Source organism: Legionella genomosp. 1 (assembly GCF_900640215.1).
In the GTDB taxonomy this organism is placed as follows: domain Bacteria; phylum Pseudomonadota; class Gammaproteobacteria; order Legionellales; family Legionellaceae; genus Legionella_C; species Legionella_C quinlivanii_A.
Window position 1 is genome coordinate 179,590 of the sequence record NZ_CAAAJH010000002.1, and the last position, 17,120, is coordinate 196,709.

Below are 17,120 nucleotides of genomic sequence, written 5' to 3' on the forward strand. Positions count from 1 at the left end.
TTTTTGGCCTGTACTTTACCTTATATTTGGATAAAAATCGACAGATCTTTGTGAGATCTTTGCATTAGACCTTTTATTATGCCATTGCCAGTTTAGCTGTATTCACAATTACTAAAATATTAAAGACGGATGGGGGTTCATGTAGTATTCTGTGCCAACTTCAGGTCACACGCAAAGTAATCAGAGTAAATTGGCTATTGATATTAGAAACAAGGAGTTTTTAACGATGAAGCAATATGTAACTGGAATGTTATTACTGTCTGTCCTAACGACGGCTAGCGCGGGGGATATGGGGCCTCAACAAAGCAGCAGTCCTTGCTGCCGATGGACTATTGGCGGTGAGCTGTCTTATTTAAGACCCGATGGCGCGATGATTGATTATGCGACTGAAATGGTTTTTGTAACGCCCACAGTTGTTACTGCGCATGGGAGTTATGTAAACCCCTCTTACGAGCCTTCCTGGTCAGCATTTGTCAAGTATGACTGGACACCTCAAGCTGATATTCAGTTCAGGACGACTCATTTTGATCATGAGTTTGGCTCCTCAGTGACGATCCCTGATTCATTATTAGTCGTCAACTCGACACTTGTTTCCGATTTTTTTGGTGGGGCTGCAGGGAAAGTGCTCTTTGATCTGGATAATTATGAATTATCTATCGGTGCTAACATCAATGCCTTCCAATCGGGTTGGCGATTAAGACCTTACACCGGACTTCATTATGTTGAGGAAAATGATCGATTAATCCAGCGGTTTTATCGCAGCGACGCTGCTTTTGTCCATTATCTCACCAGTCGTTTTCGAGGAATTGGCCCCATAATAGGCCTTGAAAGCCATTATCCACTATTCGATAGATTGACACTAAAAAATGACTTCACCTTAGGGTTCCTCATTGGAGATGCCGATATGCGGACAATGGGAGACATTAATGATGCCCCCATCCAGCCTATTACCTATATTGACTTCAAAAACTTCGATCGGGAAAGGCTCGTACCCTATGGCTTCCTCGATATTGGACTGCAGTATGATATGCCTTTGGGTGCTTATGAGGCGGGTATCAACGGTGGATTTAAAGTCATTTATTATGATGATATTCATGGCAGACGCGCCGGAACAGGACCCAATGACCCATTACGGCTGAACTATGTTACCTATTATGGGCCCTATATTGGTGTTCAAATCAGGGCTTAGCAGATATTCTGTCATTGTAAATCGCAGTTTTTATTGGGAACTGCGATTTGGATAAATGTGGCGTAATAATTATCTCAGGATTGCAAAACGTTATGATTATCTACATGAGCTAAAGCTTTGCACTGCTATGGCGACGGATAACAGTGATAACAAGTTATTTTTTTCGATTAAATCCCTGATATACGCGTGTAACAAATTTTCCCAATCTCGATTGCTGCGCCTTGAATACAGCATCGATTGGAGTATTAAATACATGATTTGTATAATTGGACATGGTTTTCAATGAGATGGCAAGAATGATATCCAATATCTGCTTTTCAGTGTAACCCTCAGCCAGAAACTCCTTTACTTTATCTTCGGATGGCCGTCCCCTGCTCCAGATCATTTCCCGGATAAAATTAGCCAGAACCTGATATTTGGATACTGGAATTTCAGCATCGCTGTTAATAGCGTCAGTCACTTCATAAGGAATTTTAGCTACCATACTGGCAACAGTTCCATGCGCAGCCAGACAATAACCACATCCATTTTCATAACTGATTACCAGAAAAATGATCTGTTGTTCCGCAGAAGAAAATCCAGAGTTTTGACTGAATAATCTGTAGGTATCCAGATAGGCTTGCAGCAGTTCTGGAGCATTGGCCATTACCTTAAAAAGATTAGGTACCATTTTCGTTTCTTGTCGTGACTGGTCATATAATTTCTTGACCCACTCATCATTGGGTTGCTCTATCGAGCCTGATTTCATAGTATACATAGAGATACTCATTATTTTGGGATGATACTAATATGAGCATAGACAAAATTATTCTTGCTGGCTTTATTGGATTGGCAGCAGCAGTTCTGGTGGGCACAGGAGAGTTCCTTCTCCACTACACTTCGAGTGGCTATGATTCTAAAATCCCTTATCAGTTTTTTCACGATATATCCCGTAAACGTTTGCTATGGGGACATTTTATCGCCGTTCTCGCAGCTCCGTTTTACCTGGTTGGCTTTTGGCATCTTTATCAAATGTTACTTCCAGCAGGCGGTAAATTGCCAGCCGCAGTAGCATTAACTGCGGCATATGGATTTATTATGGGAATCGTCTGGATTGGTTCGCGGGCAATCATAGCGGCTATTATACAAAGCAAAACCTCCGCCAATGCAGAGTTAATTGCATCTTATCAGCTTTATGAGGAAACATTACTCCAGATCATACGTGTAACCACCCTGGCTATGTCTGCCGGATTTGTCTACCTCGTTTTAACGGGATCGACTTATTATCCAAGCTGGATGTGGGCTTTAAATCCCTTCTTCATCCTGCTTGCCGTCTTTTTGATTTATTTTATATCACCAGCTATTGGCAAGTACATTATGCCAATAGCCATGAATGTTACCTACACCCTGTTCTTTGCACTCTCAACCTTTTTCGCCATTCGGCTGAGGGGGTGAGTCCGTTTTACCTATATGAATGGTACTGTTGATCGCTGGATGATTTATTGTTTGCTCAGTTCCATTCATGTAGTGGACAGTCAGAAGTTCTGCCGTCTGGTCCTTGCCCAAACCGAAGATGATCTGATTTCCCTGATACGCGCACAAACCTTGAGTCGGCACAAAAAATCGGGTCAGCACTTTCCCATTTGTCAACCTCAATTTAAGCACCGCACCCAGTGCCTCTGGAGAGTAAGGCATCTGAATTTTTATAAACTTATTAGCTCCCCCTGTATTATTCAGGAAGACTTTAAGCGGTCCATTAAGGTTTGTATAAAGCAAATCCGGATACCCATTTCCTGTGAAATCGGTGCTTAGAGGAGAGATAGCAAAATAAGGGTCTTCTGCATTTGCCTGCTTTTCAATGCTGGCATAAGTTTGATTGGGTAATTCTTTCAAAACTCGGCCAGGCAGCCGGAATAATTTATGCAATGGAAATCCAATGTAATTTTGAGCAATTACCAAATCCTGGCTGCCATCATTAGTGAAATCCTGGAATATCACACCCCATCCAAACTCGTAGTCGGCCGTCATGGTCTGTTTAGCCACATCTTCAAACTGAAAATTACCTTTATTTTTCAGAAAAATATTATCTCGTAATAAAGTCTGGTCTTTCCTTAAATCACCTCTGACTATAAAGCCTGGAGGTGTAGAACCAAAATTCCACCAATAGGATGGGCCGATATTACTAAAAAACAGATCTGGAAGGCCATCATCATTATAATCCCCAACGGCAATCCCCATAGGATAGGAGTATACTGTCGAAGTGGGATTGGGCATGTATTTGAAAGTCAGGTTACCCATGTTTTTATAAGTTCTTACCTGCCCTGTATCGTGTGCCACCACCAGGTCAAGTTCATTATCACCGTCCAAATCCACAAAGACACCCTGAAAGGTATTATGAATATAATTCAATCCGGCACTGTCGGTAATATCTGTGAACGTATTATCACCATTATTTTTTAATAATAAACTTTTTGCTCCATAATCTTTTTTATTGAAAATCGTTTGACCTTCTACAAACTCCGGTTTGATATAAGCTGCGACATACAAATCAACAGTGCCTTTTTTCTGCAAATCAGCGCTGGCTATTGAAATGGGGGAGTAGCGTGGGTCTATTTGAATATCAAGCTTTTTGATATTGAACCGGCCCTGTACATTTTCGTAGAAATAAATACCACTGTCACGCGCGACAAACAAATCAGGCAATCCATCATGATTTGCATCAACGGCAATGACTCCGTAAGTTGTATCGTTAGCAGGTTTTTGTAATCCAACCTGCGCAGAAACATCGACAAACTGGCCCTCTGCAAATTTGAATAATTTATCCTCCTGATTATATCCTCCTCCTGCAAACAGATACTGGACATCATTCCCCTCAAGATTAAAAATTGCAGCTCCCATAAATGGCAGTGATTTCTCATTATTAAATTTGTGTACAAAATTTAATTCGATATTGTCAAAATGAGGAATTGATTCAGCGCTGGCTTGTTGTCTTGGGTAAGGATTAGATGGCCAGGTCACAATTCTGATACCAATCAGTCCGGCTATTATAATGAAAAAAGCGATAACTATCTTAATGATCATTGAAATCTCAAAAGAACAGGTGAACAACTACTGTATTCTAAAATATTAGACTAATAAAGATAACAAGAGCATAAGAATAAACGAAAATCGCTATGGACGATCCGCTAGAATTCCTTTTCGTTGATATTTCTATGTCTAACGTATGTCGAGATGACCAATGTATAAACAGGGATAAGGTTTTGCTGTAAAATACTAACTGGCTGCGGATTCACTTGAGGGATTAATAGCGTGGGATGAACGTGAGCCCGCAGCCGGATACTAATTTACTGTATAATAAATGTTTTTTGCAATTCCTTTAGATGCGAATTTACAAATTTTTTTCCAATTCCAGGAACTGAGGCCAAATCCTCCACCCGTTTGAAATCCCCATGCTCGGTCCGATATTTTATAATAGATTCCGCCCGCTTTTTTCCAATCCCTTTAACAGATTTGGATAAAGCCTTTACATCAGCGCTATTGAGATTGATCGTTGAGCCAGATTGCTTTTCTGCAGAGGTAACCGGAACTTCTGAAGCATGAAGCGGTAGATTGAACATAATAAAAGACAGCATTAAACAAATTAATTTGCTTTTCATTTTTTTCTCCATATTGATTGGACTAACAGCCTTTCCAGGCTATTTTCTGACCGTTCCATTATTTCCATAATTAGAACGGCGGTCAGTATGTCAGCTATTAATAGTTCTGTCGAGGGCAAAATGATCAAAATGTTTTGCAAGAACGAATGAAACGCAAGCCGTTAATTTTTCAACCATTTCCAAATGTAGAAATTCGTTCGGCCCATGCGCATTGGACTGCGGTCCCAGGACGCCCGTTATCATAAATTGTGCCTGCGGGAATTTTTTGCCTAACATGCCCATGAACGGAATGGTACCACCCTCCCCCATATAGATTGCCGGCTTCTGGTAGAAAGTCATTGACGCATCATTTACCGCCTCTGAGAACCATTCAGTTAACAAGGGAGCGTGCCAACCCTCTGCGCCGTCCGCAATATTAAAATCTACTTTTGCTGAATAGGGAGGATTTTCTGTCAGGGCTGATTTAAGTGCTTGAGCGGCTTTCTCAGGATTGACCAAAGGGGGAATACGCATAGAGACTTTTAGCACTGTTTTAGGTCTTAAGACATTGCCGGCGTTGGCGAGACTCGGCAAACCCTCCGCGCCAGTAATCGTCATGGCGGGGCGCCAGGTCCGATTTAAGATCAGTTCCGCTTTCTCCATGCTGACGGGTAGCACGCGTTCCTGAAAAGGAAATGCTCTGTAAACTTCCTCTTTGAGCACTTCTGCGCAGGCTTCAGCCTGTTTTACACGCTCTGTCGGGATTTCACAATAAAGATCCTTGAGCTCGATAACCCCGCTTGTTTCGTCTTCCACTCGGCTTAATAACTGCCTGGCAATGCGAAAGCTGTCAGCGACAATGCCGCTGGCGCTGCCTGAATGAACACCTTCTTTTAACACCTCAACGGATAATTCGCCAACAATATTGCCACGCAATGACGTCGTCATCCATAACTGCTCATAATTTCCTGCGCCAGAATCAAGGCAAATAACCAGAGAGGGTTTTCCTATTCTCTCCTCAAGAGCCTGAATGTAATAAGGTAAATCATAACTGCCGCTTTCCTCGCAAGCCTCAATCAGAATGATGCAGCGCGCATGAGGGATGCCCTGTTTCTGTAATGCGTTGATCGCCAATAGTGAGGCATAAGCAGAATAACCATCGTCAGCCCCCCCTCTGCCATAGAGTTTGCCTTCTTTTAAAACAGGCTGCCAGGGACCAAGGCCTTCTTTCCATCCAGACATTTCTGGTTGCTTATCCAAATGCCCATAAAGCAATACTGTTTCCTCACCCTGCCCTGGAACTTCCATAAAGATAAGGGGGGTTCGGCCAGGCAAGCGCACAACCTCCATCAACATATCGCTTGGTGCATGCTGTTCGCACCAGTCTGCTATGTGATTAACAGCCTGTTCCATATAACCGTGTGCTTCCCAATCCGGATCGAAATGAGGAGATTTGTTAGGAATTTTTATGTATTCCATCAAGCTTGGTAAAATATTTTCCTGCCATTCATTGCCTATGAATTCAAACAGCTTTTGGTGATTCAACACTTAATAACTCCTTAATTAGTGCTAATACTTTCTCCGTAGCAGACTCAATTCCCAGGAGTCTGATATTATCGAGAATATGCTCACGATTGGCCTTGACTTCTTCAATAGCCCTCAGCAGATCTGCCTCGTTAAAAAGATCATCATCGAGCACCACGCTAATACCTTGCTGCTTGCAGTAGCGTGCATTTTGAATTTGATCTCCCCTGCTTACTTTGGCAGATAAGGGAATCAGAATATGGGGCTTTTGCAGAGCAAGAATTTCGTAAATTGCATTGGCTCCTGCTCTTGAAATAATCAAATCACTGGCGGCAAACAAATGAGACAACTCTTCATTCGCATATTCAAACTGACAATAGGCAGGATTGTTAACGGATGAGTCCAGTTTCCCTTTTCCACAGAGATGAATAATCTGCCAGCTCTGAGTTAATTCGGGGAGAGCCTCACGAATAATGGTATTTAGTTTGCTTGCACCAAGGCTTCCTCCCATCACCAGAAGACAGGGCTTTTCATCAGTAAAGCCGCAAAGATCGAGTCCTTTTTGTCGATTGCCACGAAAAAGTTCCGAACGAATCGGAGTACCAGTCACTTCCACTTTTTCTTTTTGTTTAAAATGAGTCCTGGCTGAGGCAAAATTTACGGCGATTTTATTAACAAAAGGAAAACTCAAACGATTAGCGAGACCTGGGGTTAAATCGGATTCATGAGCAATTACCGGAATACCGCGTAACCAGGCTGCAAATACTACAGGAAATGCGACAAAACCGCCTTTTGAAAATACCACATCTGTTTTCAGCTGTTTAAGTAAACGCCAGGATTGAAAGATCCCCCTGAGGATAAGCAAAGGATCCAAAAAATTCTGCCAGCTAAAGTAGCGTCGCAATTTACCCGAGCTTATCGAATGAAAGGGGACGCCTTGCGCCCGAATCATATTGTCTTCCACCCCATTTTTTGAACCGATGTAGTCAATCTGCCAATTTTCTCGCTTCAGAATTTCAATCAGGGCCAGATTAGGTGTAACATGCCCTGCAGTGCCGCCGCCTGTTAAAACAATTCTTGGGCTCATTGAATTTCCTTGATTAATAAGCTGAGATCGATGGCTTCAACACATTTTGTTAAACCGCCTACAGAAATAAAATCAACACCTGTTTGAGCGATTGCATGGATGGTTTCAAGGCTCACCCCTCCAGATGCCTCTAATGTACAGCCATAGGATTGATTAAGATTTACAGCCTGAGTCAGCAACTGCAAACTGAAATTATCAAGGAGAATTCGGTCAGGTTTTGCCTCGAGGGCTTCTTGCAATTCCACAAGATTTTCAACTTCGACCTCCACCATTAACTCAGGATACATCGTTTTTGCTTTTTGAATTGCCTGGGTAATTGAACCACAGGCCTTGATATGATTTTCCTTAATCAGAAAAGCATCATACAAACCTAAACGATGATTCACGCCTCCCGCGCAGGCTACCGCATATTTTTGTGCCAGTCTTAATCCGGGTAAGGTTTTTCGCGTATCGAGTAATTTGGTTTTGGTATTTTCCAGTGCGTTCAAATAATGCCGTGTTTTTGTTGCCGTTCCCGAAAGCGTTTGAAAAAAATTCAAGGCTGTACGCTCGCCTGACAAAATATCACGTGCAGGTCCTTTGATTTGACAGAGTATGGCAGGTTCAGCCAGCCACTGTCCTTCAGCAACATGCCAGTCAATTTGTATTGCAGGGCTTAAACTACGAAACACTGTTTCTACCCAGGGCTGCCCACAAACCAGCATAGCTTCCCGGCTTATGATTTCAGCTCGCACCTCAAGACTCTCAGGCAGCAACTCTGCACTGACATCTCCAGTGCCCAAATCCTCGGCCAATGCCCTGCTCACATCGGCTTCAATTAAATCAGGATTTAACTTCATTCTTCCTCCGGTCATAAGCAGCATAACGAGACTTTAATAGCGGAGGCGCTAAAAAAGTAGTGACGATAATCATTAAAACGATGGCCGAAAATAATTGATCGGAAATTACTCCCAATGTACGGCCAATGGACGCGAACACAAGCCCGACCTCACCGCGTGGCAACATACCGATGCCGATTAAGAGGCGATCATCTTTTCTGTTTCCTCCCAAACCGCTAATCAGTTTTCCGACTATGGCAGCAACAATTAATCCTGCCGAAGTCATTAACACATGCCAATCGAAAAAGGATTCCAGTTTCACCTGGATACCAATCAGTATAAAAAACAAAGGCGCTAATATGAACTCCAGAGGAGCAATTAACTGTTTAATATTAAAAGGCTTTACAGAACCTGAATCAGAATGAGGTTCAAAATAGCCGTCATGAATAATCAGACCGGCGGCAAATGCACCAATGATTGATGACAATCCAACGACAGTTGCAAACCAGGCCAGTGCCATTAAAAAAATAAAAGCCAGGAAAAGCTTTGCTTCCCACAGTTCAAGAAAGTTAAGCATTTTGACCGATTTTCTTAAAACCCAGGGGCCTATCGTCAATGCGGCGGTAAAGAATAAAAATGCCGATACAACCACTCGGACTATCACCCACATGTCCAGACTATTGTTAATTACGATACTGCTGACAATCGAAAGAATGATCAATCCCAGCACATCATCTATCATTGCTGCGCCCAAAATCGTATGCGCTTCCCGGGTACGCAACTTTTTTAACTCGGCAAGGACACGTGCTGTGATGCCAATGCTGGTCGCTGATAAGGTAGCGGCTACAAATAAGTCTGATTGGTATGAGGCATTCGGCAATAGCCAATGAGCAATAGCAAAGCCTAAAATAATAGGGGCAACCACACCAATAAGAGCCACACTTAAGGCTTCTCGGCCTGTATGCTTTAGCTCCTGGAAAGAGCTTTCCAGCCCCACCATAAACAAGAGGAAGATGACCCCATAGCGCGAAAAGATATCGAGAATATAACCTACTTTTAAATAATCAATGCCTTTCACACTGCTTAGGGCAACCACCATTTGCTGAGCATAAACAGGATCCGCAATATTATTTTGTACAGCCTCAGCGAGAGTAGCATTTCCCAGTATATCTCTCATAATATTAAAAATCGCCGAACCTTCACGAAGTACAACAATGAGATCGGAGCCAAAAAAATAACAGATATTTCCTAATAGAACACCCATTAACAACTCACCTAACACCCCAGGCTGACGAAGGGCTTTGGCAATGCATCGCCCCATTATTGAGAGAGTGAAAATTAAAGTGACCCAAAAAATAATGCTGGCTACCGGATCATGCTCCGCTTCCCGCTGTGTCTGGGCTAAAACAGTCAGAGGAAAGGTCATTAAAAACAGGAAGCAGCCCAAAGCCTTGCTTATTGCTGAGAAATTAAGCATCTTCTCAAGAAGAGAAGATGCCTTTTTAGTAAAGGACTGACAGGACTCTGTAAAACTCATGATGAGCGTTTGGCAAGAAACAGACAGGTATCTACAACAGAATCAGGGTTTAAGGAAACGCTGTCAATTCCCTCTGCCATCAACCACTCAGCAAAATCCTTATGATCCGAGGGGCCTTGTCCGCAAATACCCACATACTTACCTGCCTTTTTGCAAGTTGATATGGCCATATGCAGTAAAGCTTTAACTGCAGCATTGCGCTCATCAAATTGCGAAGCAACCAGGCCAGAATCCCTGTCAAGACCAAGTGTTAGCTGGGTTAAATCATTGGAGCCAATAGAGAAGCCATCAAAATATTCGAGAAACTCGTTAGCCAGCAAGGCATTAGAAGGCAGTTCGCACATCATGATAATCCGAAGGCCATTCTTTCCGCGCTCCAGCCCCTGCTGTTTCAGTACATCAATAACATCATGCGCTTCCTGTACCGTTCTTACGAAAGGAATCATGACTTCGACGTTGGTAAAGCCCATGACCTCACGCACGCGTTTTACCGCCTCACATTCAAGCGCAAAACAATCCGCAAACGCAGGTGAAACATAGCGGGAAGCGCCGCGAAAACCAAGCATCGGGTTTTCTTCATGGGGCTCAAACAGATCACCCCCAGTCAGGTTGGCATACTCATTGGATTTAAAATCAGACAATCGGACAATAACCGGCTTGGGATAAAATGCCGCGGCAATTGTGGCAATACCTTCCTTGAGCCGCTCTATATAAAATTCAACTGGCGATTCATAGGCCGCGGTTTTTCTTGAAATATACTCTTTCAGCTTCTCGTCCTGCAATTGCTCAAATTGTAAAAGCGCCTTGGGATGCACACCAATGGAATTGGAGATTAAAAATTCCAGGCGGGCCAAGCCAACACCGGAGTTAGGAATAGACTGAAACGCAAATGCACGCTCCGGATTCCCCACATTCAGCATAATTTTCATTGGCAGCTCAGGCATCGACTCGACATCAAGCGTTGCATACTCAAAGGGCAAAATTCCTTTGTACACATAACCATTATCTCCCTCTGCACAACTGACAGTAATTTCCTCACCATCACGAATATGTTTTGTCGCATCGCCGCAACCAACCACTGCAGGAATTCCGAGCTCACGAGCAATAATTGCCGCATGGCAGGTTCGCCCGCCACGATTGGTGACAATCGCTGCTGCACGCTTCATAATGGGTTCCCAATCAGGATCAGTCATATCCGATATCAGCACATCGCCGGGTTCCATTTTATCCATTTCACTAATGTCATGAATAATTCTTGCTTTGCCCTGGCCAATTTTCTGGCCAATACTGCGGCCCTCGCTCAATACCTCGCCCCGCTTTAACAACTGATAGCGCTCTCTTTTCTGTTGTTTATCGCGGCTTCTCACTGTTTCCGGGCGCGCTTGCAAAATATAAAGCTGGCCATTGACGCCATCCTTTGCCCATTCAATATCCATAGGCCGGCCATAATGCTCTTCAATGATGACCGCATAGCGAGCCAGTTCTTCAATATCTGCCTGTGTTAATGAAAAGCGCAGCCGCTCCGACTCAGAAACATCGACCGTTTCCACAGTTTTGCCGTTATCGGCATCTTGTGCATAAATCATCTTGAGCGCCTTGCTGCCCAGAGTTTTACGAATCACAGCTGGTCTGCCTGCTTTTAAGGCGGGTTTATGAACATAGAACTCATCGGGATTAACCGCGCCCTGCACTACCATTTCACCAAGCCCAAAAGAAGAGGTAATAAATACCACCTGATCAAAGCCTGATTCAGTATCGATAGTAAACATAACGCCACTCACCGCAAGATCACTGCGTATCATTTGCTGGATCCCGGCGGATAATGCGACCTCATCATGAGCAAACCCATGATGAACACGATAAGCAATTGCCCTGTCATTGTACAATGAAGCAAACACCAGCTTGATAGCATGAAGAATCGCATCAATCCCTTTCACATTTAGAAAGGTTTCCTGCTGACCAGCAAAAGAGGCATCGGGCAGATCTTCTGCCGTAGCCGAAGACCGTACTGCGACACTAAAATCCTTGTTTCCTATTTCTTTAATCAATGCATTATAAGAATCAGTTACCGATTGAATGAATTGCCGGGTAAATGGGGTATTGATAATGAGTTCCCGAATAGACTTACCCGTGGTGACGAGGTCATTGATATTGTCCGTATCAAGGGATTGCAACATCTGGTGAATTTTCTCATCCAGCTTGTTTTGCTGTAAAAATTCACGAAAGGCCGCGGCTGTAGTGGCGAATCCGGTAGGAACCTGGACTCCGGCCGAGGATAAGTGGCTAATCATTTCTCCCAGCGACGCGTTCTTTCCGCCAACCTGCTCCAGATCACGCATACCTAACTGCGTAAAACTAATCGTGTGCTGTTCTAATGCCATAACGCCACCCTTATAATCCTTAAAAATATTGGCCATTCTACTCAAAATGCCCATTAATGGGAATGTTTGCTGTTAAAACTTGCCAGTAAAATAATAACCTCGCCCCCCATTCATTCAATGGTCTGATTTCCAATTTCAAAGAATATTATAATGTTTAGACAAAGATTGTTTACTTTTCCTGTATTTTTGCTGCAAAAAGCCGCTTTTCGTTACTTCTCGCGGTTTATTTATTAAACCGGCATGTGCTGCCCGCTGTTAATGTGGGCCGACAGCCTTAATTAAGTGAAAAAAAATGGCATATTTCTATTGTTTTATTCACATATGGTCTAGCTTCTAATATTATATGTGCTTTATGACTGTGGTGAAAATATTCATGAGCTTAACTTCTTTAACTGCCGTCTCTCCGCTTGACGGCCGCTACCAAAAAAAAACCAGCATACTAAGCCCCTATTTTAGCGAGTTTGCACTCATCTATTATCGTCTGATAGTGGAAGTTCGCTGGCTGGAAGCTTTAGCTGCTAATCCGGATATTCCGGAGGTGAAGCCTTTGTCAGAAGTGGACAAATGTTTTCTGGAGCAGGTTCTTAGTAATTTCAATGAAGAAGAAGCTGAAAAAGTTAAAACCATTGAGAAAAAAACCAATCACGATGTCAAGGCAATTGAATATTATCTAAAGGAAAAGCTGACTGACCATCCTCGTTTGAGCGCCGCAGCCGGTTTCATTCATTTTGCCTGCACCTCGGAAGATATTAATAATCTCTCCTATGCCCTGATGATAAAAGAGGCATTAGCTCAGGTTATTCAGCCTACTTTGGCAGAAATTATTGGCGGTATCACCCTGCTGGGGAAACAACATGGTGATGCGGCAATGTTATCCCGCACTCATGGGCAACCTGCAACCCCGACAACCTTAGGCAAAGAACTGGTTAACTTTGTGGCACGTCTTAAAAGACCTCAGCAGCAGCTTGCTGAAGTATTGATCCCCGCCAAATGCAATGGCGCGGTTGGCAACTATAACGCGCATGTCGCCGCGTATCCGGAAGTAGACTGGCGTAAACATTGTGCTTCTTTTGTCAGCTCACTGGGTTTGTCTTTCAGTGCTTACACCACTCAGATTGAACCGCATGACGGCATTGCTGAAGTCTGTCACATTATGGTGCGAATCAATAATATTCTGCTCGACTACACTCAGGATATCTGGACTTATATTTCACTAAACTATTTTACTCAGAAAACAATTGCGGACGAGGTCGGTTCCTCCACCATGCCCCACAAAGTGAACCCCATCGATTTTGAGAACGCCGAGGGCAATCTGGGATTAGCCAATGCCCTGTTTGAGCATTTTGCGGATAAATTAACGAAATCCCGTCTGCAGCGCGATCTTTCCGACTCTACTGTGCTAAGAAATCTCGGTGCTGGATTTGCCTATACGCTCATCGCCTATCAGGCAATTGCCAAAGGCAACGATAAACTCCAGATCAATAAGTCCGCATTGAAGGAAGATCTCGAAGATAACTGGGAAGTTCTTGCTGAAGCGGTTCAGACTGTCATGCGGCGCTATCAGATCCCGGATGCTTATGAACAGTTAAAAGACTTGACTCGGGGCCAGGGAATTGACGCAGACAGTCTGCAACAATTTATTAAAGGGCTGGATATACCCGAGGCAGCAAAAACCAGACTATTAGCCATGTCACCCGAGAGTTACACTGGCTTGGCCGCGCAATTGGTGAAAGCATTTTCATGATCGAAGAATCATTATCACAACAAGGGGCCTCTCGGGAATTTGATGTCATTGTCATAGGAACGGGTATTGCGGGTTTACATTATTGTCTGCAGGTTCTTAAATTACAGCCTCGTCTTCGCATTGCTTTAATCAGTAAGGCAGAGCTGGGTGAATGCAACAGCCGTTATGCCCAGGGAGGTATTGCCGCCGCATTTACGCAAGAAGACTCTCTGGAAGCTCATATCGGAGATACTATTCTGGCAGGAGATGGTTTATGCTATGAACCTGCTGTTGAATTTATCATTCGACAAGCCCCTTCCATTATTGAAGAACTACTAGGCTATTCAGTTCCCTTCACCCGTACAGATACTGGTTATAACCTGGCTCAGGAAGGCGGACACTCTTTTCGCCGTATATTTAACGCCGGAGATCAAACCGGGCTGGTTATCGTGCAGGCCCTTCTGAGCCAAATCGCAGAGTTGAAACAAATCACGGTATTTGAACATCATATCGCGGTTAATCTTATCACTCATTATCACCCGCATCGAACCGATATCCAGGGGGAAGTGCTGGGCGCTTATCTTCTCGACTGCAAGGCAAACCTAATCCACACATTTCTTGCTCCCTGCGTCATTCTGGCTACGGGTGGAGCGGGCAAGACCTATCGATATACCACCAATCCAATGGTGGCGACCGGAGATGGCGTGGCCATGGCCTACCGGGCTGGAGCACGTGTTGGAAATATGGAGTTTTATCAGTTTCATCCTACCCTTTTGCATCATCATAGCCTGAATAATTTTTTAATCTCGGAAGCGGTACGCGGTGAAGGTGCACTTCTGATCAATCCGGAATCCGGCGAGCGGTTCATGAAAAAATATGCGCCGGAAGCAATGGAACTGGCAACACGCGATGTGGTGGCCCGTGCTATTTTTAGTGAAATTGAACAAGGGCAGCAGGGCTTCGTACATCTGGATATTACTCATGAATCCCGTGCCTTTCTTAAAAAACGTTTTCCTCAAATCTTCTCTACTCTGCAAACGATAGGGATTGATATGAGCCAGGATATGATTCCAGTTGTTCCAGCTGCCCATTATCAATGCGGAGGAGTATTAACTGATGTCGACGGCAGAACAGACCTTAAACGGCTGTATGCTGTTGGTGAAGTGGCATTCACCGGCTTGCACGGCGCCAACAGGCTTGCCAGCAATTCCCTTCTGGAAGCACTGGCAATGGCGAGTAATGCCGCTCGCTGTACATTAAAAGATATCTCCACTCCCAACAAATTGTCTCAGGATATCCCTAACTGGTCGTCTTCAGGCGCCGTCAATCCACGGAGAGCGAGCCAGATTAATGCCCATTGGCGCGGTTTGCGCGGCGAAATGACCTCCTATGCCGGAATTGTAAGAACCGAGGCCGGTCTTGAAGATTTACTACAATTAATATTGAAGAGAAAGAAAATTATTGAGGAGTATTACTGGAAGCATTGTATCACCAGAGATTTCATTGAACTGAGAAATATTGTTCTGAATGCTGAACTTATCGTCAGGGCAGCACTCTGTCGAAGGGAATCTCGGGGAGGCCATTATCGCGAAGACTTTCCTGATAAAAATCTCCATGCCCAGGAAAGTATTGCTCGATTGACATCGCCGCAAAACCCATTTTTTTAATCAGACCTTTCTTATGAGGTAGTAATGTTCGGTTATTCATCCATTTACCAACCTGAAAAAAGTATTATGCACATCACTAATGACATGAGTATCTGTCAAAGTGATTACCCGCTGGACTGGTACCAGGAAGATTTCATTCCCTATGCCGAGGAGTATCAGGCATTAGCTGATCGCAAGCTTACCACGGTACTTGCCTGGATGAAGCCATATATGCAAAAAGCGCAGGCCCATTTTGGCGAGCGCCTGTTGCTTTTAGCGCATTATTATATGGGCGGAGATATTGTCAGACTTGTAGAACAATTCGGCGGCCAGATCGGGGATTCCTACCAGCTGGCATTAATGGCAGCGCAAAACCCCCAGAAGTCGGTTATTATTGAATCCGCCGTTCATTTTATGGCGGAGTCAATAAGTATTCTCGCCAATGACAATCAACATGTTTATATAACCAACCCTAAATCGGGTTGTACTATGGAAATGCTGGCTAAAGACTTTATGGTCGAGCCTGCCTTTCTGGATCTTAATGAACGGTATGGGGCTGAAAATATTTTACCGGTTTGCTATATGAACACCTCAGGACGGGTTAAAGCCATGACCGGGGCACAGGGAGGCGCGGTTTGTACCAGTTCAAACGTAAAAAAAATCTTCCAATGGGCTCGCGCTCAAAATAAGAAGATCCTGTTCATACCAGATCAGCATATGGGTGAAAATGTAGCCTACTGGCTGGGAATTAAAAATCTGGCTTATTGGCCAGGCGGAACTGCCGGTGCCCAATACTCACTGGAAGCTCAGGATAAGGCCACACTCGATACTTTTGATAAAGCCGAGTTAATACTGTTTTCCAGTCAATGCGCTGTTCATACTCACTATCAGGCTTATATGTGTGATTACTGGCACTCGCAAGACTATGCCACAGTGGTACATCCCGAATGCCGAAACGAAGTGATTCGCGCGGCACAGCAGGCTGGCTCTACAGCATTCATTTGGGATTATGTTGTGAATGATCGTGCTGGCACCAAACGTTATGCCATCGGTACAGAAAACCATATGGTAGAAAATGTAAAACAACATTGTAAAAACTTAGGGATTCAGGTAGTGAATCTCGCTGAAGCCCCTAAACCTGATGATGCCAAAGGCATTGGCTGCGGCTGCGCAACGATGTCGAGGAATGATCCCCCTCATTTGATTGGTCTTGTTGATTTGCTAAGGCAAGGCAAAGAAATGGCATACAATGAAGTGAAAGCGGGTGATGTAGTCAACGAGTTCACTGGCTTACGTCAGCGCCTGCAGCTTAATGACCAGCAATGGGTTATCGATAATGCTAAAAAAGCATTGAGGAAGATGATCGAGATTACCGAAGCTTAATTCAAGCCCGTCATTGTGGACGGGCATTGTTGCGTAAATAGAACCACACAACTAATTTGTCGTCTTTGCGAACAAAGTGAAGCAATCCAGATCTAAACTTGAACAGAGTAAGGAACTGGATTGCTTCGCTAACGCTCGCAAAGACGATTTTTTGTGTACCTATCTTCATTTACGCAACAACCCTTGTAGACGTCACGAAGCAATGAGGGTAATTAACA

The 17,120-nt window shown here is 43.9% G+C and carries 13 protein-coding genes; 5 read left to right on the forward strand and 8 right to left on the reverse strand.

Translation table 11 applies throughout. The annotated features are described in order from the left end of the window. The first annotated feature begins 226 nt into the window (after positions 1 to 226). Positions 227 to 1,189: an Lpg1974 family pore-forming outer membrane protein gene (locus tag E1O89_RS02985; RefSeq protein WP_112218207.1), complete on the forward strand. Its 963-nt coding sequence runs from the start codon at positions 227 to 229 to the stop codon at positions 1,187 to 1,189. A 154-nt stretch (positions 1,190 to 1,343) separates the two neighbouring features. Here the strand turns inward: E1O89_RS02985 and E1O89_RS02990 are convergent, their stop codons facing one another. Then, positions 1,344 to 1,946, reverse strand: coding sequence for a carboxymuconolactone decarboxylase family protein (locus E1O89_RS02990; RefSeq protein WP_262337382.1), 603 nt, complete (start codon positions 1,944 to 1,946; stop codon positions 1,344 to 1,346). Positions 1,947 to 1,978: 32 nt separating this feature from the next. Here E1O89_RS02990 and E1O89_RS02995 point away from each other — a divergent pair, with 32 nt between their 5' ends. Next, entirely contained in the window at positions 1,979 to 2,623 is a 645-nt protein-coding gene (locus tag E1O89_RS02995; RefSeq protein WP_133138874.1) for a DUF6796 family protein, read from the forward strand. Here E1O89_RS02995 and E1O89_RS03000 read toward each other — a convergent pair. From E1O89_RS03000 to ppsA, 7 genes are all read right to left on the reverse strand, one after another. After that, the gene (locus tag E1O89_RS03000) at positions 2,591 to 4,249 is read right to left on the reverse strand and encodes a CRTAC1 family protein (RefSeq protein WP_133138875.1); all 1,659 of its coding nucleotides are present in this window, start codon (positions 4,247 to 4,249) and stop codon (positions 2,591 to 2,593) included. The genes E1O89_RS02995 and E1O89_RS03000 overlap by 33 nt on opposite strands. Before the next feature lie 263 nt (positions 4,250 to 4,512). Beyond that, positions 4,513 to 4,824, reverse strand: coding sequence for a ComEA family DNA-binding protein (locus tag E1O89_RS03005; RefSeq protein ID WP_222845417.1), 312 nt, complete (start codon positions 4,822 to 4,824; stop codon positions 4,513 to 4,515). Positions 4,825 to 4,914: 90 nt separating this feature from the next. Further along, on the reverse strand, positions 4,915 to 6,351 hold the full coding sequence (locus E1O89_RS03010) for a M20 family metallopeptidase (protein ID WP_133138876.1): 1,437 nt from the start codon (positions 6,349 to 6,351) through the stop codon (positions 4,915 to 4,917). Beyond that, positions 6,326 to 7,414 (reverse strand): undecaprenyldiphospho-muramoylpentapeptide beta-N-acetylglucosaminyltransferase, encoded by a 1,089-nt coding sequence (locus E1O89_RS03015; RefSeq protein WP_133138877.1) that lies wholly within the window; start codon positions 7,412 to 7,414, stop codon positions 6,326 to 6,328. Before E1O89_RS03015 ends, E1O89_RS03010 begins: the two co-directional genes overlap by 26 nt. Beyond that, complete coding sequence (nadC, locus tag E1O89_RS03020; RefSeq protein WP_133138878.1) at positions 7,411 to 8,253, reverse strand: carboxylating nicotinate-nucleotide diphosphorylase; 843 nt, start codon at positions 8,251 to 8,253, stop codon at positions 7,411 to 7,413. The genes E1O89_RS03015 and nadC overlap by 4 nt, the downstream gene beginning before the upstream one ends. After that, positions 8,237 to 9,769: a cation:proton antiporter gene (locus E1O89_RS03025; RefSeq protein WP_262337383.1), complete on the reverse strand. Its 1,533-nt coding sequence runs from the start codon at positions 9,767 to 9,769 to the stop codon at positions 8,237 to 8,239. The genes nadC and E1O89_RS03025 overlap by 17 nt, the downstream gene beginning before the upstream one ends. Beyond that, positions 9,766 to 12,150, reverse strand: a complete 2,385-nt coding sequence (gene ppsA / locus E1O89_RS03030) for a phosphoenolpyruvate synthase (RefSeq protein ID WP_133138879.1) — start codon at positions 12,148 to 12,150, stop codon at positions 9,766 to 9,768. The genes E1O89_RS03025 and ppsA overlap by 4 nt, the downstream gene beginning before the upstream one ends. Before the next feature lie 373 nt (positions 12,151 to 12,523). Here ppsA and purB point away from each other — a divergent pair, with 373 nt between their 5' ends. Genes purB through nadA form a run of 3 tightly spaced genes read left to right on the forward strand, consistent with a single transcriptional unit; the run spans position 12,524 to position 16,902 of the window. Next, positions 12,524 to 13,894 (forward strand): adenylosuccinate lyase, encoded by a 1,371-nt coding sequence (gene purB / locus E1O89_RS03035; RefSeq protein WP_133138880.1) that lies wholly within the window; start codon positions 12,524 to 12,526, stop codon positions 13,892 to 13,894. Then, the gene (nadB, locus tag E1O89_RS03040; RefSeq protein WP_133139024.1) at positions 13,894 to 15,540 is read left to right on the forward strand and encodes an L-aspartate oxidase; all 1,647 of its coding nucleotides are present in this window, start codon (positions 13,894 to 13,896) and stop codon (positions 15,538 to 15,540) included. The genes purB and nadB overlap by 1 nt, the downstream gene beginning before the upstream one ends. A gap of 24 nt (positions 15,541 to 15,564) precedes the next feature. Next, the gene (nadA, locus tag E1O89_RS03045; protein ID WP_133138881.1) at positions 15,565 to 16,902 is read left to right on the forward strand and encodes a quinolinate synthase NadA; all 1,338 of its coding nucleotides are present in this window, start codon (positions 15,565 to 15,567) and stop codon (positions 16,900 to 16,902) included. Positions 16,903 to 17,120: the final 218 nt, after the last annotated feature.